We start from the raw sequence: 19282 nt of genomic DNA, 5'->3' as shown, positions 1-19282 counted from the left end.
GCTCCTGGTCACCCCAACCAGGAGCACTTGAGCAATGCCATCGACTCCCCCGTTTACCCTCGACGACCAAACGGTGTCAGCCGGCATCGACTCCATCGCGGATGCCACCCCCACATCGTTGCAGCATTTCACACTGGATAACGGCTTGGCTGTCTATCTGCGTGAAGACCACAGCACCCCGCTCGCCGCAATCCAGCTCTGGTACCACGTTGGCACCAGCCATGAACCGGCCGGCCATACCAACCTCTCGCACCTGCTGGAACACCTGATATTCGAAGGCAGCCGCAAACTCGAAGCGGGCCGATACACCCAGGTGATCGCGCGGCTCGGCGGAAAGGCCAATGCCACTACCACCGATGACGCAACGGCATACGATGTCCTGTTACCCGCGGCACGATTGCCGATTGCGCTGGAAATAATGGCGGATGCCATGACGGGCGCAACCTTTGGCCAGGCAGAAATGGAGCGGGCAGTCAAAGCGATCGAAGACGAGCGGCGACTCAAAGTTGAAAATGTTCCTGCACAGCAAGCCGCCGAACGACACAAGGCGCTTGCGCACGGTGGCAGCCCGTATGCCACGGCGGCGTTTGGCAACCCGGCAGACCTGAACAATATGCGCTTGGATACCGTGCGCACCTGGTATCAAACGTGGTATCGGCCCAATAACGCCACCCTCGTGGTGGTGGGCGCGGTCGACCTTCCCACGCTTCGCCAGCACGTAAGCCGGTATTTCACCGGCATCGCCAGGGCTTCGCTTGGTGCAGTACCGGTCCCCCGGCATGACGCGCACCTGCAGGAGCGAAGCCAGAAGCTGAAATTGCCAGGCCTGCGTGATGGTTTGTTCATGTCCTTCAATGCACCAAGCCACGCCACGGCCACCGAGGCAACCACAGTGCCTGCCTTGGGCGTGCTCTGTGAAGTGCTTGGCAAAGGGTTCAGCGCAAGGCTCTACAGCGAGCTGGTGCGAGACCGACGGCTGCTCAAGGGCATCGGCCTGTCATATGAGCCAATGGTGCGTGGCGACACGCTGTTGACCCTTTCAACCTATATCAACAGTCAAAGATCCACCCACGAGCACGCCGTAGAAGCGATCTATACCTTGATCGATACCCTGCGCCATACGCTGCTTTCCCCCCAGGAACTGGAGCGCGCGAAACTGCGCATGCTTACCCGCCGCCTGTTCAGCCGCGACAGCGTCACCCTGCAAGCTGGGCGCATCGGCGCAGCGGCGGCCGCTGGTCTGTCTCCCTCGCTGATCGATCAAGAAGCCGAACGTGTCCGCCACCTCGATAGCGCGACATTACGACAGGTAGCGTTCGACTACCTGAGCCGCGAAAGGCTGACCATCACTCATCTGCAAACAGGAGCACCGGCATGAACAAACCTCTTTCCACCAGCAGCATGCCACTGATTTGCAAGGGCCCCATGACCGATACCGCCGTGGCGGCAATGGCCCGGCTGGAGTCCACGCAAGGCCTGGACCTGGAGCAGCACCAGCCCTTGCCGGCCCAGATACAGCAATGGCAGACCGACGAAGGCGCCAAGGTCAGCTTCATGCCATCCCATGACCGCCCGATATTCGACCTGGCGCTACGCTTTCGCGCTGGCAGTGCGCTCGACGGCACTAGCCCGGGCCTGGCCGCCCTTGTCCTTTACAGCCTCGATCAGGGTACCGAGCATCTGGATGCCGCCCAATTCGCACAGGCCATCGAGGGGCTGGGTGCGATCATGGCAAGGCAAATGAACCAGGATGAGGCCGTGATCACGCTGCGCTGCCTGAGCCTGCCGGCACTGCGTACAAGCGCCCTGCAACTGCTCACGCAAATGCTGGCACGCCCCGCCTTCCGGGAAGAAGCCGTCGCAGGTATCCGCGAACGACTGCTCAACTACCTTGGCGCAATGGCATCGACCCCGGTCTTTGGGATGTCCCACGCGACAATGAGCCATGTGTTCGATGGCCACCCCTACGCCAAACATTGGGCTGGCACGCCTGAGAGCCTCAACCAGATCGACGAGCAGCAGCTGCGCGACTTCCACCGACGTGCCTACTCTGCCAACAACCTCGATATCGGCCTGGTGGGCGACCTGTCGCGCGACGAGGCGCAGACACTCATCACGGAACTCCTTCAGGCGCTACCGCAACACTGGGCAGGACAGCCCCCGCCACCGGCGCCGTTGCCAGAGGCGCTCACCCGGCATCAGGAACACACCGCAAGTACGACCCGGGCCACGCTGACTCTGCTGCTGCCCACATCACCCGACAAGCCAGGGTATGCAGCTTTGACCATGCTTGACGAAATCCTCGGCAGCGGCTTCGAGTCGCGTCTGACACAAGAGCTACGAAGCCGACGTGCCTTGACCTACACCATCCGCTCGTCGCTCAGACCCTTTGATGCGGCGAGCCTGCTGCAAATTGAATGGGACATTGCCCCCCAATACCGAGATGCCTCGCGTGAGCTGGTTTCCGGGATGCTGGCTTGCCTGCGCGAGCATGGCCCAAGCCAGGCGGAGTGCGACATGGCGCGCAACCAGATAGCAGGCAGGTTGCATCGCACCATGGCGAGCAACGCAGAGCTGGCCAAGAGCCTGGCAACGTCAAGCCACCTTGGCCAACCTGCAGATCATTTTGCAACCTACATCCAAAGCCTGGCAGCCCTGACGCCCAAGGACATTCGCGAAGCCGCGCGCTTATGGCTGAGCCCTGCGCAGGAAGTGTTCATCACTCTCGGCCCGCCCCATGCGCAACAACCTTTGCCCGAGCTGCCCTGACCGACCAATAGCGCAAGTACAACGGCGGTGTTTCATGGCAATCTAGGCAGGCACAACACGAGTCGCCCAGCATGCCCAGTCTTACCGCCACATTCCGCCCGGCCACCGGGTTGTCCAACCCTCACCTGCAAACCCTTTGGGGCCCGCTGTGGCGCAAACTGCCTGCACTTGAACGCAAGCGCGAGCGCCTGTGGCTGGCCGATGGCGACTTCATGGACCTCGACTGGCACGGGCCCCACCAGCCAGATACACCGCTGGTGCTGGTGCTGCACGGCCTGACCGGTTCGTCCCATTCGCCTTATGTCAAAGGCCTGCAGCAGGCGCTCGATGCCCGCGGCTGGGCCAGCGTTGCGGTGAACTGGCGTGGCTGCTCGGGAGAGCCGAACCTGCTGGCACGCAGTTACCATTCCGGGGCCAGCGGGGACCTGGCCGAGGTCGTCGCCCACCTGCGCGCTCAACGCCCGCTGGCCCCCTTGTATGCCGTCGGCTATTCACTGGGCGGCAATGTGCTGCTGAAGTACCTGGGTGAAAGTGGCAGCGCCAGCCAACTGCAGGCGGCCGTGGCGGTTTCCGTACCGTTTCGCCTGGATCAGTGCGCCGACCGCATCGGCCAAGGCTTTTCCAAGGTGTATCAGGCGCATTTCATGCGTGAAATGATGGCCTATGTGCAGGTCAAACAACGGCATTTCCGCGCACAGGGCCATCATGAAGGCCTGGCCGCGCTCGACCAGCTCGGGTCGTTGCGCAAGCTGCGTACCTTCTGGGATTTTGACGGCAAGGTGACCGCGCCACTCAACGGTTTTGACGATGTACACGACTACTATCGTCGCTCATCCAGCCGCTACTATCTCGGGGAAAACCGCACGCCGACGCTGATCATCCAGGCAAACGATGATCCGTTCGTATACCGCCACAGCCTGCCCACCCCCAGCGAGCTGACGCCGCAAACTCAGTTCGAGCTGCATGAGCGGGGCGGGCATGTGGGGTTTGTCGAAGGCAGCCTGCGAAATCCGGGGTATTACCTTGAGCGGCGGATTCCGCAGTGGCTGGTGGATAGGCGATAACCCGGCGTATCAGTCGCCCGTGGCAACCTGATGCGCCGGATCATTGATCCACTCACTCCACGACCCGGCATACAGCCTGCCCAACGGATACCCCGCCAATGCCAGGGCAAACAGGTTATGGCAAGCCGTCACTCCCGAACCGCAATACGCCACCAGGTGTTCCGGTGAACGCCCCGCCAGCTTCTCGGCAAAGCGCTGCCTGAGCTGCTCTGGCGCCAGGAAACGCCCATCTTCGCCCAGGTTGTCGGTGAAGGCTGCGCACTGAGCGCCGGGAATATGCCCGGCCACCGGGTCGATCGGCTCCACATCCCCACGAAAACGCGGCAAGGCACGCGCATCGATCAGCGTCAGCTTGGGGCTTGCAAGCTCAGTGACCAAGTGCTCGGCGTCAATCAGCAGCTTCGTATCCGGCTCGCCGTTGAACGTACCCTCATAGCGTGCCGGCGCGTCCAGGCTCAATGGCTGGCCCGCGGTGTGCCAGGCTTTGAGGCCTCCGTCGAGAATGGCCACACCTGTGCGTTTACCCAACCAGGCCAGCAGCCACCAGGCACGGGCGGCAAAAGCACCAGGCCCATCGTCGTACAGCACCACCTCACTGTCATTGTCCAGCCCCCACTCACGCAAGCGCTCGACCAGCCGCTGTGGGTCAGGCAAGGGATGGCGGCCGGTCTTGCCCTTGCTCACCGGCCCACTCAGATCGCGCTCCAGGTCGGCGAAGTGCGCCCCGGCGATATGCCCCTCGGCATAGCTGCGTTGGCCGTAATCCACGTCTTCCAAGGCAAACCGACAATCGAGGATCACCAACTTGGGCGAGCCCAGGCGCTCGGCCAGTTGCTGCGGGGTGATCAATTGCGCAAGGGGCATGACAATCTCCTGATCGATGGCACGAAGGCTCTGGGTTAACGTTCCAGAGCCTGGTTGAACGGAACATGGAATTCCTGGCACAAGGCATCCACGGCACTGCGGGCGTTGGCGGTGACGAAGCCGAGTTCCAGTACCAGTACCTGATAGACGCCACGCTTGAAGGCTTCTTCACCCAGGTGAGCGGAGTGCTCGCGCGTGGTGCTGAGAAAGCGGACCCAAGAAGTAAGCACGATCCAGGCGTTGATGGTCAGCGATTCGATCTGCGCAGGTGCCATGACCAGAATGCCGGCCTCGACGAAGCCCCGATAGATCGCCTGGCCCTGGCGCAGGCAACGTTCGGAAAAGCGCCGGTAACGGGCAGCCAGCTCAGGGTCGCTGTCGAGCAGGTGCTCGAGGTCACGGTGCAGGAACCGGTAGCTCCACATCGCTGCGAGCAACGCCTTGAGATAGAAACGCTTGTCTTCGACGGTGGCGGCGCGCCCCTGCGGCGGGCGCAGGAAGCTGTCCACCAGCTCTTCGTACTGGCTGAACAGCAGGGCGATGATCGCCTGCTTGTTGGGGAAGTGGTAGTAGAGGTTGCCGGGCGAAATTTCCATGTGCGCAGCAATGTGGTTGGTACTCACGCTACGCTCGCCTTGCTGGTTGAACAGCTCAAGGCTGTTCTGCACGATGCGCTCTCGGGTCTTCATGCGCGGGGCCATGCTCAGCTCCCAGTCTGCAGGCTTACGGTAAGGGTCCATATTACGGGGTAACAGGGCCCGGATGCACCGTGCGGTGGCGGGAAAAATATTCGCACCATCGTCCCGATTAGAGTATAGGCTCTAGAGATTCTCTAGCCCCGATGAGAGCCGCCGTGACTTCACCTATCGCCGTGCCTCCCTTGCAGTCCGACATCGACCTGGCGGCCACGTTCGCCACCCAGCGCAAAGCATTTGCGGGCAACCCCATGGCGCCCCTGGCCCAACGCCGGCAATGGCTGAAAAGCCTGCGCGAGGCTGTGCTGGCGGATCAACAACGGCTGATAGAGGCGATCGATACGGACTTTTCCGGCCGCAGCGCCGACGAAACCCTGCTGGCCGAACTGTTGCCCTCGGTACAAGGTATTCGCCATGCCGAGCGCCACCTCAAGCGCTGGATGCGACCCGCAAGGCGAACCGTAGGCCTGGCCTTCCAGCCGGCCAGCGCCCGCGTGCTGTATCAGCCGCTTGGCGTAGTTGGCATCATCGTGCCGTGGAACTACCCGCTGTTTCTCGCCATCGGCCCGCTGACCTGCGCTTTGGCCGCCGGCAACCGGGTGATGCTCAAGCTCAGTGAGGCCACACCTGCCAGCGCCCTGGCGCTGAAAACCTTGCTTGAGCGGGTATTCCCGCACGAGCTGGTCAGCGTGGTGCTGGGCGAGGTGGAAGTCGGCCAGGCGTTTGCCCGGTTGCCCTTCGATCACCTGCTGTTCACCGGCGCCACCAGCGTCGGGCGCCAGGTCATGCTGGCCGCAGCACAAAACCTGACCCCTGTCACACTGGAGCTTGGCGGCAAGTCGCCAGCCATCGTTTCGTCCAGCGTGCCGCTGGACAGCGCTGCCGAGCGTATCGCGTTCGGCAAGACCCTCAATGCCGGCCAGACTTGCGTCGCCCCAGACTACGTCCTGGTACCACGCGAGCGCCTGAACGCCTTCAGCGATGCCTACCGCAGGGCGGTCCACCGGTTGTACCCGCGCATCGCCGACAACCCCGACTACAGCGCCATCATCAATCCGAGGCAATTGCAGCGCCTGCAACACCTGCTGGATGACGCCCGCAGCAAAGGCGCGCAGATCATCGACCTGTACCCAGACGAGCCCCGCCAAGGCAGGCGCCTGCCGCCGCAGCTGCTACTGGAGGTGAACGACAGCATGCAGGTGATGCAGGACGAAATCTTTGGCCCGCTGCTGCCGGTAGTACCCTATGACAGCCTCGACGGCGCACTGGCCTACATCAATGAACGGCCACGCCCACTGGCGCTGTACTACTTCGGCTACGACCGTGCCGAGCAGGAATATGTACTGCAGCACAGCCACTCCGGTGGTGTATGCCTCAACGACACACTGCTGCATGTCGCTCAGGACGACCTGCCGTTCGGCGGCATCGGCCCCTCGGGCATGGGGCACTACCACGGCCACGACGGCTTCCTGACCTTCAGCAAGGCCAAGGCAGTGCTGGCCAAGCAGCGCCTGAACGCCGCACGCCTGGTCTACCCGCCGTATGGCAAGGCCTTGCAGCGCCTGGTCTACAAACTGTTCATCCGCTGAGGGCCGGGCCATGCAGCGGCGCGAATTCATGCGTTTCAGCCTGGGAGCCAGCGTGTTTCTGGCCAGTGCCAGCCTGGTCGGTTGCAGCCCTCAGGCGCCTGCAACCGGGTACCACGTATTGCGCGATGACGACCTGCCATTGCTGCGGGCACTGATCCCGGTGGTGCTCGCCGGTACTTCGGCAAGCGCAGCACTGGTGCTGCCCACTCTCGACGCCAAACTGGCGGCACTGTCCCCGCAAATGCTCAAGCTCACCCGGCAATTGTTCGATGTGCTCAGCCTGCCGCTGACCCGTGGCCCACTGACCGGGGTCTGGGGCGCCTGGGAACAGGCCGGTGAACAGCAGATTGCGGGGTTTCTGCAACGCTGGCAGGACAGTTCGCTGAACCTGCTGCGCATGGGACACTCGTCGATCGTGCAACTGCTGACGATGGCCTGGTACGAGCGCCCGGAAAGTTGGGCCGCCTGTGGTTACCCCGGGCCGCCGAAAATCTGACCAACAACAAGAGCATCTTCAATGCCTGTCATCGACCCGTTTCGCCAAGGCCTCGAACGCGGCTGGATCACCTACGACGGCTCACGCCTGGGGCAGGACCTCAGCCTGCAAGCCGACATTGCCGTGATAGGCAGCGGTGCCGGCGGCGCCACCAGCGCGCAGATGCTCAGCGCCGCAGGCTTCAAGGTACTGCTGATCGAGGAAGGCCCGCTCAAGACCAGCAGTGACTTCCACCTGCTTGAGAATGAGGCCTACGCCAGTCTCTACCAGGAAGGCCTGGGCAGGATGAGCAAGGACGGCGCCATCACCATTCTGCAGGGCCGTGCGGTAGGCGGCACCACGCTGGTCAACTGGACCTCCAGCTTTCGCACGCCCACGCCGACCTTGGCCCACTGGGCCGCGGCCCACAACGTAAAAGGGCTGGACAACGACGCACTACGCCCCTGGTTCGAACGCATCGAGCAAGACCTCGGCATTACGCCTTGGGCGGTGCCGCCAAACGCCAACAACGACGTACTGCGCCGTGGGTGTGAACGGCTCGGCTACCGATGGGCCGTGATTGCGCGCAATGTCCGGGGGTGCTGGAACCTTGGCTATTGCGGCATGGGTTGCCCGGTCAACGCCAAACAATCGATGCTGGTGACGCGCATTCCAGCCATGCTCGACAAGGGCGGCGAGCTGCTGTATCTGGCCCGGGCCGAACGCTTCGAGCATGACGGCGAGCGCATCGAGCATCTGCGCTGCCAAGGGCTGGATGCTCAAGGGATACACACCAACGGGCGCAGCATCACTGTGCGCGCACGCCACTACATCCTCGCAGGCGGCGGCATCAACAGCCCCGCCCTGCTGCTGCGTTCCAAGGCTCCTGACCCCCACGAGCGCCTGGGCAAGCGGACCTTCCTGCACCTGGTCAACTTCAGCGCGGCACGCTTCGACGCACGCATCGACCCTTACTACGGCGCCCCGCAATCCATCTACAGTGACCACTTCCAATGGCAGGACGGCGTCGATGGCGCGGTCGGCTACAAACTTGAAGTGCCGCCCCTGCACCCGGCGCTGGCCAGCACCTTGCTCGGTGGCGATGGTGTCGAAAATGCCCGGCGCATGGCCGAGCTGCCGCATACCCACGTCATGCTTGCGCTGTTGCGCGACGGTTTCCACCCCGAAAGCCCGGGCGGCGCGGTGGAACTGCGTGGCGATGGCTCACCGGTGCTCGATTACCCGGTCACCGACTACTTGCGAGACGGCCTGCGCCGCGCCTTTCATAGCATGGCGCAGATCCAGTTCGCAGCAGGCGCCACGCAGGTTACACCCGCGCACAGCGATGCCCGCGCTGCTGCCAGCCTGGCGCAGGCCCAACGCATGATCGACGGTTTGCGCCTGGAGCCGTTCCATACGCGGCTGGGCAGCGCCCACGTAATGGGCGGCTGCGCAATGGGCGAAGATCCACGTCACGCGGTGTGCGACAGCCTGGGCCGTCACCATCAGCTGGAAAACCTGTCGATTCACGACGGCTCGCTGTTCCCGACCAGCATCGGTGCCAACCCACAACTGTCGGTCTACGCCATCAGCGCGAAGCTCACCGACGCCCTGATAGCCCGCCTGGCACAGAGTGCATGACAACAAATGCCCCTGCTGTCTATAGTGCCATCAGCCGGCCGCATGACTTGGCCGGGCGCAATCGCTGCGCTACCATCCGACTCCCCAACGCACTCCAGCCAGGATGACGCGATGAACCGAGTGTTGTACCCGGGTACTTTCGACCCTATTACCAAGGGCCATGGCGACCTGGTCGAGCGCGCCTCGCGGCTGTTCGACCACGTGATCATCGCAGTGGCAGCCAGCCCGAAGAAAAACCCGCTGTTCCCGCTGGAACAACGGGTAGCGCTGGCCCGTGAGGTCACCAGGCACCTGCCCAATGTCGAAGTCATCGGCTTCTCCACCCTGCTTGCGCATTTTGCCAAGGAACAGGGCGCCAACGTCTTCTTGCGTGGGCTGAGGGCAGTGTCCGACTTCGAATACGAATTCCAGCTGGCGAACATGAATCGGCAACTGGCGCCAGAGGTCGAAAGCCTGTTCCTCACGCCTTCGGAGCGCTATTCGTTCATTTCCTCGACCCTGGTCCGGGAAATCGCAGCGCTGGGCGGCGACATCACCAAGTTCGTGCACCCGGTGGTGGCCGAGGCCCTGACTGAGCGTTTCAAGAAGTAAGCCTGAGCGCTGATTATCGCGCCCGCGTGCACTGCGGGCGCGAATGCGGCACAATTGTGCCCATTGCGTTGAACATGCCCGGGCGGTGAGCCCCGGCCGGAGTCCCCATGTCCCTGATAATCACCGACGATTGCATCAACTGCGACGTCTGCGAACCCGAGTGCCCGAACGAGGCCATCTCCCAAGGCGAAGAGATCTACGTGATCGATCCGAACCTGTGCACCCAGTGCGTGGGTCACTACGACGAGCCGCAGTGCCAGCAGGTCTGCCCGGTCGACTGCATCCCGCTGGATGAGGCGCACCCGGAAACCGAAGAGCAGCTGATGGCCAAGTACCGCCGGATTACCGGCAAGGCTTGAGCGCTGCGCTGCGCCTGATGGCCCAATCGCCGGCTAGCCGGCGATTGGGCCATGCCATTCAACGCTGGCAACGCGGGCAGTAAACGCTGGCCCGTTGCCCAAGCTTGGCCTCGCGCAAGGCAGTGCCACACAGCTTGCAAGGCATACCGCCCCGGCCGTACACGAACAGTTCCTGCTGGAAATACCCAGGCTGCCCGTCGCCGCCAATGAAATCGCGCAAGGTCGTACCCCCTTGCTCGATGGCTGCCGCCAGCACGCGCTTTATCTCGATGGCCAGTTTCAGGTAACGGGCACGGGAGATTCCGCCCGCCTCACGGCGCGGGTCGATACCGGCGGCAAACAGCGCCTCGGTCGCGTAGATATTGCCCACGCCCACCACCACCGCGTTATCCATGATGAAAGGCTTGACGGCCATCGTCCGCCCGCGCGACAGCTGAAACAGGCGCTCGCCGTCGAACAGGTCGGTCAACGGCTCTGGGCCCAGACGCAGCAGCAACTCGTGATTGAGCGGATCGAGGCTCCAGAGCATGGCACCGAACCGGCGTGGGTCGGTGTAGCGCAGCATCAGCCCCGACTCCAGCTCGATATCGACGTGCTCATGCTTGGCCGCCGGTAGCCCCATCTGCACCAGACGCAGGTTGCCCGACATGCCCAGATGGCTGATCAAGGTGCCGACCTCGGCATTGATCAGCAGGTACTTGGCGCGCCGCTCGACGCTGAGAATACGCTGCCCGGACAAACGCACGTCCAGGTCCTCCGGGATTGGCCAGCGCAAGCGCCGGTCTCGCACCACCACGCGGCTGACCCGCTGGCCTTCCAGGTGCGGTGCGATACCGCGCCGCGTAGTCTCGACTTCGGGTAATTCCGGCATGAATCAGTGCCCGCCCAGCTCGCGAATGGTCTGTTTGAGGTTCTCGAAGTCGTACTCCGACAAACCGATGTAGTCCAGTACCAGCGGGCCGACCGCATTCCACTCATGGTCGACATGCTGGTTGCCCAAGACCCGGCAGGACGCGCAGATGTGTTCGGCCATCTTCAGCACCGCCAGCAGGTTCTTCAGCTGGCTCTGGGTGTTGCGCGGCGACTCCTCGCGGAACACGGCCAGGGCATTGTGATGGTTGGCGATGGCCGCGCTGATGTGCTCCGGCAGGCGCCAGGACTTGGCGGTGAAATAGCCGACCACCGAATGATTGGTGTTGAATGCACGGTTCTCGGTGTCGACCACGCGTGTTTGCGCATCAGCCTTGGCGTAGGCCTCTTCAAGTACATCCATATAGTTGGGGAAACGCTTGAGCATCAGCGGGACGCCGCAATCATGGAACAGCCCGAGGGTGTAGGCCTCGTCCGCCGCCTGGATGCCGGTGCGCTTGGCCAGTGTCAGGCAGGTCATGGCCACGTCCTGGGCAGTGTCCCAGAAGCGGTTGAGGGTAACGATGGTCTCGTCGCTCATCTCGCCCTTGATCGACTGGGCGTTGATCAGGTTGATGATCGAACGGCTACCCAGCAGGTTCACCGCACGCTGGATCGAACCGATCTTGTTGGACAGCCCGAAGTGCGGCGAGTTGACCAGCTTGAGCAAGGCACCGGACAAGCCCGGGTCCTGGGAAATCAGCTTGGCGATGGTTTCCAGGTCCGGGTCGGGCATGTACTGCTCGAACTGCAGGTCGACCATGATCTGCGGTTGCGGCGGGATGGTAATGCCTTGCAAGGCTTGCTGGATCTGTTCGGCGCTGAGTTCTTGGGACATACGTACATACTCGTTGAGGACGGGGGATTCTAACCCTGTAGGTCGCTCGACTTGTAGCGCTTGTGCCCGCGAACAGGCAGGGCAGTTTGTCGTACCCTGCACCGAATCAAGGGCCAACCGGTTATACTCCCGCTCTTTTTTCCCGGAGCGACGTCATGTCCCTGCCCAGCCTTCGCCTCAAAGCCAATGCCGACCGCCGCCTGCGCGCCGGCCACCTGTGGGTCTACAGCAACGAAGTCGATGTCACCGCGACGCCGCTGCAGGGCTTTCAGGCCGGCCAACAGGCGATCCTCGAGGCCGCCAACGGCAAGCCGCTGGGTATCGTGGCGCTGAGCCCGAACAACCTGATCTGCGCCCGCCTGCTGTCACGCGATGCCAAGCTGCCGCTGGACAAGTCGCTGCTGGTACACCGCCTCAACGTCGCCCTGTCCCTGCGCCAGCGCCTGTTCGACCAGCCGTGCTACCGCCTGGTCTATGGTGATTCCGACCTGCTGCCGGGCCTGGTGGTCGACCGCTTCTTCGACATTCTCGTGGTGCAACTGGCCTCGGCCACCATGGAACTGCACAAGGACGACGTGATCGCCGCCCTGGTCCAGGTCCTCAAGCCCAGCGGCATCCTGTTCAAGAACGATTCCGCCGCCCGTGACGCCGAAGGCTTGCAGCGTTACGTCGAAACCGTCTACGGCGAAGTGCCGGACTGGGTCCCGCTGGAAGAAAACGGCGTGAAGTTCGAAGCGCCAGTACGCGAAGGCCAGAAGACCGGCTGGTTCTATGACCACCGCATGAACCGCGCGCGCCTGGCGCCCTACGTCAAAGGCAAGCGTGTGCTCGACCTGTTCAGCTACATCGGTGGTTGGGGCGTGCAGGCCGGCGCATTCGGCGCCAGCGAAGTGTTCTGCGTGGATGCCTCGGGCTTTGCACTGGATGGCGTGGAGCGTAACGCCGCGCTCAATGGCATCAGCGAAAAACTGACCTGCATCGAAGGCGACGTGTTCGAGGCTCTGCGCGAGCTGAAGGCCGCTGAAGAGCGCTTCGATGTGATCATTGCCGACCCACCCGCGTTCATCAAGCGCAAGAAAGACCTGAAAAACGGCGAAGCCGCCTACCGCCGCCTCAACGAACAGGCCATGCGCATGCTGACCAAGGACGGCATCCTGGTCAGTGCTTCGTGCTCGATGCACCTGCCCGAAGACGACCTGAACAACATCCTGCTGACCAGCGCCCGCCACCTGGACCGCAACCTGCAAATGCTCGAACGCGGCGGCCAGGGCCCGGACCACCCGGTTCACCCGGCCATCGCTGAAACCCGCTATATCAAGAGCATTACCTGCCGGTTGCTGCCCAACAGCTGATTCACGTCCAAGGGGCCGCGCTGCGGCCCCTTGGGTGCCTCAGATGCCCAGCACGTAAGAAGCAATACCGAAATACACCAGCACCCCTGCCGCATCGGCGATAGAGGTCACCAGCGGCCCGCTGGCAGTGGCCGGGTCGAGCTTGAGCCTGGTGAACATGAAGGGCAGGCTCATGCCAATCAGGCTGCCCAGCAAGACGATCACCAGCATGCTGCTGGCAACGATCAAGGCGACATCCGCCCCACCGCGCAGCGCCCCCAGCGATGCCACCGCCACTGCCATGGTGCCGCCCAGCGCCAGCGCCACAGCGCATTCACGTGCCAGCATGCGCAACCAGTCGCGCATCACCACCTCACCCGTTGCCAAACCACGCACCATCAATGTCGCCGACTGCGCGCCCGCGTTGCCACCGCTGTCCACCAACAGCGGCAGGAAGAACACCAGGACGATATGCGCGGCAATGGTTTGCTCGAATGCCGCGATCCCCGCCCCCGAAAACAGATTGCCGAACACCAGCAGCACCAGCCACAGCACCCGCTTGCGGTACAGCAGGCTGACAGTGGCGTCCCTGAGATTGCCCACGTGGTTGGTGATGGAGGCGCCCTTGTGGAAGTCCTCGGTAGCCTCTTCGACGACCACATCGAGTGCGTCATCGCAGGTCACCAGGCCTACCAAACGGCCGGCCTCATCCAGCACCGGCACCGCCAGCAGGTCGTGCTCGCGGATCAACCGCGCCACTTCCTCCTGGCGGGTCGAGGTACACACGCAGATGACCTTGCGCACCATGAGCTGCTCGATCGGCTGTTCACGCGCCGCAAGGATAAGCTCGCGCAGGGAAAGCGAACCCAGCAGGTTGCGTTTCTCGTCGAGCACATAGGACTGATAGATGGTTTCGGCATCTGCGGCCTCGCGGCGCAGCATGTCGATCGCCTGGCTGGCAGTGAGGCCGGCATCCAGACACGAATACTCGCTGGTCATCAGGTAACCGGCTGTGCCCTCGGGGTAGCCTTCAGGATGAAGCAGGCCATCACGACGCACCTGTGCAGCCTGACGCAGGTCGAACGGGGAAACGACGAAATCGGAAGTGTGTTGCATGAGATTCTCCAGGCGCCGACGCAGGCACCCGTAAACCTCAGCCTCACGAGCTCAAGCCTTCGGAAGCCCTGGCGACGGCGCGCTCAGTGCCAATTTGCAGGTTCTGTATGAACTGAAACTGGGAAGGTCCATTGAGGTGTTGTCTCGTGATACCGCACATGCGGCGCGGCGGATAATAAGCAGCCAATGCGCACCTGTCAGCTGCGCACCGGGCTTTTCAGATCGGTCCTACAAAGTGCCGGTCATGCTCCCCAAGCCACCGCCCAGACACATCGCCATTCCCTCGCCGCGCCAGCGGTGTAGAATCGGGCTATTCATCGCCAGTCATCCCCGGCGGGTTTATGAGCTCTGGTCGAGCACGCGGCGATCCCGTTGTGTCTTCGGCCCCATCCGTGCCAGTGGCAACCGGCCTAAGGCGCATAGGAAAAGAGAAGCTCACTCCCCTTTTTGTGACCTGATTAAGCCGCCAGGAGTGCTTCATGCCTGATTATCGTTCCAAGACTTCCACCCAAGGCCGCAACATGGCCGGCGCCCGTGCCCTGTGGCGCGCCACCGGGATGAAGGACGAAGATTTCAAGAAACCGATCATCGCCATCGCCAACTCGTTCACCCAGTTCGTCCCGGGCCATGTGCACCTGAAGGACCTGGGCCAACTGGTCGCCCGCGAGATCGAACGCGCCGGTGGCGTGGCCAAAGAGTTCAACACCATTGCGGTCGATGACGGCATCGCCATGGGCCATGACGGCATGCTGTACTCCCTGCCCAGCCGCGAGATCATCGCCGACGCCGTGGAATACATGGTCAACGCCCACTGCGCCGACGCCATCGTGTGCATTTCCAACTGCGACAAGATCACCCCCGGCATGCTGATGGCCGCCCTGCGCCTGAACATCCCGGTGATCTTCGTGTCCGGCGGCCCGATGGAAGCGGGCAAGACCAAACTGGCCAGCCACGGCCTGGACCTGGTCGACGCCATGGTCATTGCTGCAGACTCCTCGGCCTCCGACGAAAAGGTTGCCGAGTACGAGCGCAGCGCCTGCCCGACCTGCGGTTCCTGCTCCGGCATGTTCACCGCCAACTCCATGAACTGCCTGACCGAAGCACTCGGCCTGGCCTTGCCTGGCAACGGTTCGACCCTGGCCACCCACGCCGACCGTGAGCAGCTATTCCTCACCGCCGGCCGTACGATCGTCGAGTTGTGCAAGCGCTACTACGGCGAGAACGACGAGTCGGTCCTGCCGCGCAGCATCGCCAACTTCAAGGCGTTCGAAAACGCCATGATGCTCGACATCGCCATGGGCGGTTCGACCAACACCATCCTGCACCTGCTGGCCGCAGCGCAGGAAGGCGAGGTGGCATTCGACCTGCGTGACATCGACCGCCTGTCGCGCAAAGTGCCGCAGCTGTGCAAAGTGGCGCCGAACATCCAGAAGTACCACATGGAAGACGTCCACCGCGCCGGCGGCATCTTCAGCATCCTCGGCTCGCTGGCCCGCGGCGGCCTGCTGCACACCGACCTGCCTACGGTACACAGCCGCAGCATGGAAGAGGCCATCGCCAAGTGGGATATCACCCAGACCGACGATGAGGCGGTGCACACCTTCTTCAAAGCCGGCCCGGCGGGTATTCCGACCCAGACGGCCTTCAGCCAGTCGACCCGTTGGGAAACCCTGGACGACGACCGTGAAAACGGCTGCATCCGCAGCTTCGAACATGCCTACTCACAGGAAGGCGGCCTGGCCGTGCTGTACGGCAACATCGCCCTGGACGGCTGCGTGGTGAAAACCGCAGGTGTCGATGAGTCGATCCACGTGTTCGAAGGCAACGCAAAGATCTTCGAAAGCCAGGACAGCGCGGTGCGCGGCATCCTCGCCGACGAAGTGAAGGCCGGTGACATCGTCATCATCCGCTACGAAGGCCCGAAAGGCGGCCCGGGCATGCAAGAAATGCTCTACCCGACTTCGTACCTGAAATCCAAAGGCCTGGGCAAAGCTTGCGCGTTGCTCACCGATGGCCGCTTCTCGGGTGGTACTTCGGGCCTGTCGATCGGCCATGCCTCACCAGAAGCCGCCGCTGGTGGCGCCATCGGCCTGGTACGTGACGGCGACAAGGTATTGATCGACATCCCCAACCGTTCGATCAACCTGCAGGTCAGTGATGAAGAGCTGGCTGCACGCCGCGTGGAGCAGGACAAGAAAGGCTGGAAACCGGCCGAAGTGCGCCCACGCAAGGTGACCACCGCGCTGAAAGCCTACGCCCTGCTGGCGACCAGTGCCGACAAGGGTGCTGTGCGCGACAAGGCGATGCTTGAAGGGCTGTGAGGCCTTGATGATGTGAAGAAACCGGCGCCCTGAGCCCTAGTGCCAGGCAGGCAAGTGCTTTGGGCCGCTTTGCGGCCCATCGCCGGCAAGCCGGCTCCCACATGTACAGCGCAGACCTCAGGAACTGCGCGGTCCATGTGGGCCTGCACAGGCATCCAATGGCCTACTGAATCTGCTCCGGCGTGACGATCACCCAGTTCTTGTCCGCTGTCACCGGCAACCCCGCCTTCGCCTGGGCCGCCGCGTTCCTGGCGATCATCCCGTTCAACTGGTCCATGTAATTGGCCTTGCGGTTTATCCACAGGTGGATACCGCCCCTGTCAATATCCACGCCCTGAAACTGCATGTAGCCATCACTGGCCGGGGTATCACCGCCCACCAGCACCCTCTTCTTCCACTCATCGATATACGTGAGGATCGCCGCCTGCTTGGCCGCCTCGGCTGGCTAATGCTTGAGCTCAGTGGCTCCGCTTTCGATACTGAACAGCAGGGACAAACCGATGGCCAAGGCTTTCGGAGCAAACCTCATGTACGAATCCCCTGAAATGATCGGGAAAAACTAGACCATCAAACCACCCGAGCGCCCCTCCACTGCGACGCTCATACAATTGTAAACGTCGTGTTCATTGCTATTTGCGACCACCTGTTATTCCATAAACGACTAAGCAAATTACCTTTGGGTATAAATTCGTTTGTTTTCAGGCTGTTAGCATTTCCGTTCGCAATCGCTCATAGAGGCGATGCCTCTTCTGCTTTTTCCTGGAGCTTCAATGAACCTGCCGCTGTCTCTCAACCTGCTGGTGTTCCTGGCCTTGCTGCTGGGCCTGGCGCAAACTCGCCATACCGACTGGAGCCTGGCCAAGAAAGTCCTGCTCGGCCTGGCATTGGGTGTGGGCTTCGGCCTGGTGCTGCACACCCTCTACGGTGCCGGCCACCCGGTACTAAAGGCCACCATCGGCTGGCTGGATCTGGTCGGCAACGGCTATGTCGGCTTGCTGCAGATGATCGTCATGCCGCTGATCTTCGCCTCGATCCTCAGCGCCGTGGCCCGCCTGCACAACGCCTCCGCGCTTGGCCGCATCAGCGTCCTGACCATCGGCACACTGCTGCTGACCACTGCCATCGCTGCGCTGATCGGTATCGCCCTGACCAATCTGTTCGGCCTGAGCGCCGAGGGGCTGGTGGCAGGCGTACAGGAAAGCGCACGCCTGCAGGCCATCCACAGTGACTATGCCGGCAAGGTCGCCGACCTCAACATCCCGCAACTGCTGCTTTCGTTCATCCCAAGCAATCCGGTAGGCGACCTGGCACGGGCCAAGCCGACCTCGATCATCAGCGTGGTGATCTTCGCAGTGTTCGTCGGGCTGGCCGCGCTGCAGCTGATCAAGGATGACTCCGAGAAGGGCGCACGCGCCCTCTCGGCCATCGATACCCTGCAGGCCTGGGTAATGCGCCTGGTGCGCCTGGTGATGAAGCTGACCCCGTACGGCGTGCTGGCGCTGATGACCAAAGTGGTGGCCAGCTCTAACCTGGACGACATCCTCAAGCTCGGCAGTTTCGTCGTCGTGTCGTACATCGGCCTGGGCCTGATGTTCGTGGTGCACGGCATCATCCTGGCCGCAACCGGCGTCAGCCCGCTGCGCTTCTTGCGCAAGGTATGGCCGGTGCTGACCTTCGCCTTCACCAGCCGCTCCAGCGCGGCGAGCATCCCGTTGAACATCGAGGCGCAGACCCGTCGCCTGGGCGTACCGCAGTCGATCGCCAGCTTCAGCGCCTCGTTCGGTGCAACCATTGGCCAGAATGGCTGCGCCGGGCTCTACCCGGCCATGTTGGCGGTGATGGTGGCCCCGGCAGTGGGTATCGACACCTTCGACCCGCTGTGGATCGCGACCTTGGTGGCCATCGTGACCTTGAGTTCCGCTGGCGTTGCCGGCGTGGGCGGCGGTGCGACCTTCGCAGCGCTGATCGTGCTGCCAGCGATGGGGCTGCCGGTCGAGCTGGTGGCACTGCTGATTTCGGTTGAGCCGCTGATCGACATGGGCCGAACGGCCTTGAACGTGAACGGCTCGATGACGGCGGGCGTGGTGACCAGCCAGTTGTTGAAAGAAACCGACAAGGATGTGCTGGCCGGCGAAGAGCATGCCGAGCTGAGCCAATCCTGATATAGACGGGGCTGCTTGCGCAGCCCCAACCACTTCAAGACTTGTCCCACACCTCGAAGTGATACGCAGGCTTGTCCGCTTCTGCCTGCGGCTCACTCGATGCCAGCTGCCACTGCGCCTTGTCGAACTCCGGGAACCACGCATCCCCTTGCGGCGAAAGCTCCACCCGGGTCAGATACATACGGTTCACCAAGCCCTTTTCCAGGGCCTGAGCGTACAACTGTGCGCCGCCGATCAGCATCAGTTCGTCAACACCCTGCTCACGTGCCCACTGCTCAGCGCGCTCCAGCGCATCTTCGAGCGAAGCGAACACTTCGGCCCCGGCCAGCACCAAGCCGGCCTGACGGCTGACCACGATGTTCAGGCGCCCCGGCAGCGGCCTGCCCAGCGAGTCCCAGGTCTTGCGGCCCATGATGATCGGCTTGCCCAAGGTGGTGGCCTTGAAATATTTGAAATCCCCCGGCAAGTGCCAGGGCATGGTGTTGTCGATGCCGATGACGCGGTTCTCGGCGAGGGCCGCAATCAGGCTGAGGGGGAGTGAAGTAGTCATGCCGGCGA

17 protein-coding genes and 1 pseudogene are annotated in these 19282 nt (G+C 62.7%); 11 read left to right on the top strand and 7 right to left on the bottom strand.

Annotated features, from left to right (window positions below; all coding sequences use genetic code 11):
• Positions 1-73: 73 nt before the first annotated feature.
• The 3 genes from ACMGF5_RS10540 (at position 74) to ACMGF5_RS10530 (ending at position 3833) form a co-directional block, all read left to right on the top strand.
• Entirely contained in the window at positions 74-1378 is a 1305-nt protein-coding gene (locus ACMGF5_RS10540; protein ID WP_414157772.1) for a M16 family metallopeptidase, read from the top strand.
• Positions 1375-2769 (top strand): M16 family metallopeptidase, encoded by a 1395-nt coding sequence (locus tag ACMGF5_RS10535; protein ID WP_414157771.1) that lies wholly within the window; start codon positions 1375-1377, stop codon positions 2767-2769. Before ACMGF5_RS10540 ends, ACMGF5_RS10535 begins: the two co-directional genes overlap by 4 nt.
• Positions 2770-2840: 71 nt before the next feature.
• Entirely contained in the window at positions 2841-3833 is a 993-nt protein-coding gene (locus tag ACMGF5_RS10530) for a hydrolase (protein ID WP_115273356.1), read from the top strand.
• A 9-nt stretch (positions 3834-3842) separates the two neighbouring features.
• On the opposite strand, the gene ACMGF5_RS10525 is transcribed toward ACMGF5_RS10530, so the two are convergent.
• Together ACMGF5_RS10525 and ACMGF5_RS10520 are read right to left on the bottom strand one after the other, a co-directional pair.
• The gene (locus ACMGF5_RS10525) at positions 3843-4697 is read right to left on the bottom strand and encodes a sulfurtransferase (RefSeq protein WP_414157770.1); all 855 of its coding nucleotides are present in this window, start codon (positions 4695-4697) and stop codon (positions 3843-3845) included.
• 35 nt (positions 4698-4732) lie between these two features.
• Positions 4733-5398 carry a TetR/AcrR family transcriptional regulator gene (locus ACMGF5_RS10520; RefSeq protein ID WP_046787081.1) on the bottom strand — a complete coding sequence of 222 codons (666 nt, stop codon included), beginning with the start codon at positions 5396-5398 and terminating at the stop codon, positions 4733-4735.
• 152 nt (positions 5399-5550) lie between these two features.
• On the opposite strand from ACMGF5_RS10520, the gene ACMGF5_RS10515 reads away from it, so the two are divergent.
• The 5 genes from ACMGF5_RS10515 (at position 5551) to ACMGF5_RS10495 (ending at position 10047) form a co-directional block, all read left to right on the top strand.
• On the top strand, positions 5551-6981 hold the full coding sequence (locus ACMGF5_RS10515; protein ID WP_414156259.1) for a coniferyl aldehyde dehydrogenase: 1431 nt from the start codon (positions 5551-5553) through the stop codon (positions 6979-6981).
• A gap of 10 nt (positions 6982-6991) precedes the next feature.
• On the top strand, positions 6992-7477 hold the full coding sequence (locus ACMGF5_RS10510) for a twin-arginine translocation pathway signal protein (protein WP_174141030.1): 486 nt from the start codon (positions 6992-6994) through the stop codon (positions 7475-7477).
• Between the two features lie 21 nt (positions 7478-7498).
• Positions 7499-9097 (top strand): GMC family oxidoreductase, encoded by a 1599-nt coding sequence (locus tag ACMGF5_RS10505; RefSeq protein WP_115273353.1) that lies wholly within the window; start codon positions 7499-7501, stop codon positions 9095-9097.
• Positions 9098-9208: 111 nt separating this feature from the next.
• Positions 9209-9688, top strand: a complete 480-nt coding sequence (coaD, locus tag ACMGF5_RS10500) for a pantetheine-phosphate adenylyltransferase (RefSeq protein WP_039601221.1) — start codon at positions 9209-9211, stop codon at positions 9686-9688.
• A 107-nt stretch (positions 9689-9795) separates the two neighbouring features.
• Positions 9796-10047 carry a YfhL family 4Fe-4S dicluster ferredoxin gene (locus ACMGF5_RS10495; RefSeq protein WP_009683359.1) on the top strand — a complete coding sequence of 84 codons (252 nt, stop codon included), beginning with the start codon at positions 9796-9798 and terminating at the stop codon, positions 10045-10047.
• A gap of 58 nt (positions 10048-10105) precedes the next feature.
• Here ACMGF5_RS10495 and mutM read toward each other — a convergent pair whose 3' ends face one another.
• Positions 10106-10918 (bottom strand): bifunctional DNA-formamidopyrimidine glycosylase/DNA-(apurinic or apyrimidinic site) lyase, encoded by an 813-nt coding sequence (gene mutM, locus ACMGF5_RS10490; RefSeq protein ID WP_115273352.1) that lies wholly within the window; start codon positions 10916-10918, stop codon positions 10106-10108.
• Positions 10919-10921: 3 nt separating this feature from the next.
• Positions 10922-11740 carry an HDOD domain-containing protein gene (locus tag ACMGF5_RS10485; RefSeq protein ID WP_174141113.1) on the bottom strand — a complete coding sequence of 273 codons (819 nt, stop codon included), beginning with the start codon at positions 11738-11740 and terminating at the stop codon, positions 10922-10924.
• Positions 11741-11949: 209 nt separating this feature from the next.
• Between ACMGF5_RS10485 and ACMGF5_RS10480 the strand changes: the two genes are divergently transcribed.
• The gene (locus ACMGF5_RS10480) at positions 11950-13146 is read left to right on the top strand and encodes a class I SAM-dependent rRNA methyltransferase (RefSeq protein ID WP_046787023.1); all 1197 of its coding nucleotides are present in this window, start codon (positions 11950-11952) and stop codon (positions 13144-13146) included.
• 39 nt (positions 13147-13185) lie between these two features.
• Here the strand turns inward: ACMGF5_RS10480 and mgtE are convergent, their stop codons facing one another.
• On the bottom strand, positions 13186-14241 hold the full coding sequence (mgtE, locus tag ACMGF5_RS10475) for a magnesium transporter (protein ID WP_115273351.1): 1056 nt from the start codon (positions 14239-14241) through the stop codon (positions 13186-13188).
• 479 nt (positions 14242-14720) lie between these two features.
• On the opposite strand from mgtE, the gene ilvD reads away from it, so the two are divergent.
• A complete protein-coding gene (gene ilvD, locus ACMGF5_RS10470) occupies positions 14721-16562 on the top strand; it encodes a dihydroxy-acid dehydratase (RefSeq protein WP_119688112.1) in 1842 nt (613 codons plus the stop codon).
• 163 nt (positions 16563-16725) lie between these two features.
• Here ilvD and ACMGF5_RS10465 read toward each other — a convergent pair.
• Positions 16726-16998 (bottom strand): annotated as a pseudogene (locus ACMGF5_RS10465) (haloacid dehalogenase-like hydrolase); the annotation flags it as partial.
• A 334-nt stretch (positions 16999-17332) separates the two neighbouring features.
• On the opposite strand from ACMGF5_RS10465, the gene ACMGF5_RS10460 reads away from it, so the two are divergent.
• Entirely contained in the window at positions 17333-18724 is a 1392-nt protein-coding gene (locus tag ACMGF5_RS10460; protein WP_046787019.1) for an L-cystine transporter, read from the top strand.
• A gap of 34 nt (positions 18725-18758) precedes the next feature.
• Here ACMGF5_RS10460 and ACMGF5_RS10455 read toward each other — a convergent pair whose 3' ends face one another.
• A complete protein-coding gene (locus ACMGF5_RS10455; RefSeq protein WP_115273350.1) occupies positions 18759-19274 on the bottom strand; it encodes a dihydrofolate reductase in 516 nt (171 codons plus the stop codon).
• Between the last annotated feature and the right edge of the window lie 8 nt (positions 19275-19282).

This window comes from Pseudomonas sp. BNK-15 (assembly GCF_047456105.1).
Classification (GTDB): Bacteria; Pseudomonadota; Gammaproteobacteria; order Pseudomonadales; family Pseudomonadaceae; genus Aquipseudomonas; species Aquipseudomonas putida_E.
This window is presented reverse-complemented; position numbering and strand designations above follow the sequence as displayed.

Coding starts and splice junctions, on each gene's coding strand:
- mutM (WP_115273352.1), bottom strand. CDS start 10,918: ATGCCGGAATTACCCGAAGTCGAGACTACGCGGCGCGGTATCGCACCG.
- ACMGF5_RS10495 (WP_009683359.1), top strand. CDS start 9,796: ATGTCCCTGATAATCACCGACGATTGCATCAACTGCGACGTCTGCGAA.
- ACMGF5_RS10510 (WP_174141030.1), top strand. CDS start 6,992: ATGCAGCGGCGCGAATTCATGCGTTTCAGCCTGGGAGCCAGCGTGTTT.
- ilvD (WP_119688112.1), top strand. CDS start 14,721: ATGCCTGATTATCGTTCCAAGACTTCCACCCAAGGCCGCAACATGGCC.
- ACMGF5_RS10525 (WP_414157770.1), bottom strand. CDS start 4,697: ATGCCCCTTGCGCAATTGATCACCCCGCAGCAACTGGCCGAGCGCCTG.
- ACMGF5_RS10535 (WP_414157771.1), top strand. CDS start 1,375: ATGAACAAACCTCTTTCCACCAGCAGCATGCCACTGATTTGCAAGGGC.
- ACMGF5_RS10520 (WP_046787081.1), bottom strand. CDS start 5,398: ATGGCCCCGCGCATGAAGACCCGAGAGCGCATCGTGCAGAACAGCCTT.
- ACMGF5_RS10505 (WP_115273353.1), top strand. CDS start 7,499: ATGCCTGTCATCGACCCGTTTCGCCAAGGCCTCGAACGCGGCTGGATC.
- mgtE (WP_115273351.1), bottom strand. CDS start 14,241: ATGCAACACACTTCCGATTTCGTCGTTTCCCCGTTCGACCTGCGTCAG.
- ACMGF5_RS10455 (WP_115273350.1), bottom strand. CDS start 19,274: ATGACTACTTCACTCCCCCTCAGCCTGATTGCGGCCCTCGCCGAGAAC.
- coaD (WP_039601221.1), top strand. CDS start 9,209: ATGAACCGAGTGTTGTACCCGGGTACTTTCGACCCTATTACCAAGGGC.
- ACMGF5_RS10460 (WP_046787019.1), top strand. CDS start 17,333: ATGAACCTGCCGCTGTCTCTCAACCTGCTGGTGTTCCTGGCCTTGCTG.
- ACMGF5_RS10530 (WP_115273356.1), top strand. CDS start 2,841: ATGCCCAGTCTTACCGCCACATTCCGCCCGGCCACCGGGTTGTCCAAC.
- ACMGF5_RS10480 (WP_046787023.1), top strand. CDS start 11,950: ATGTCCCTGCCCAGCCTTCGCCTCAAAGCCAATGCCGACCGCCGCCTG.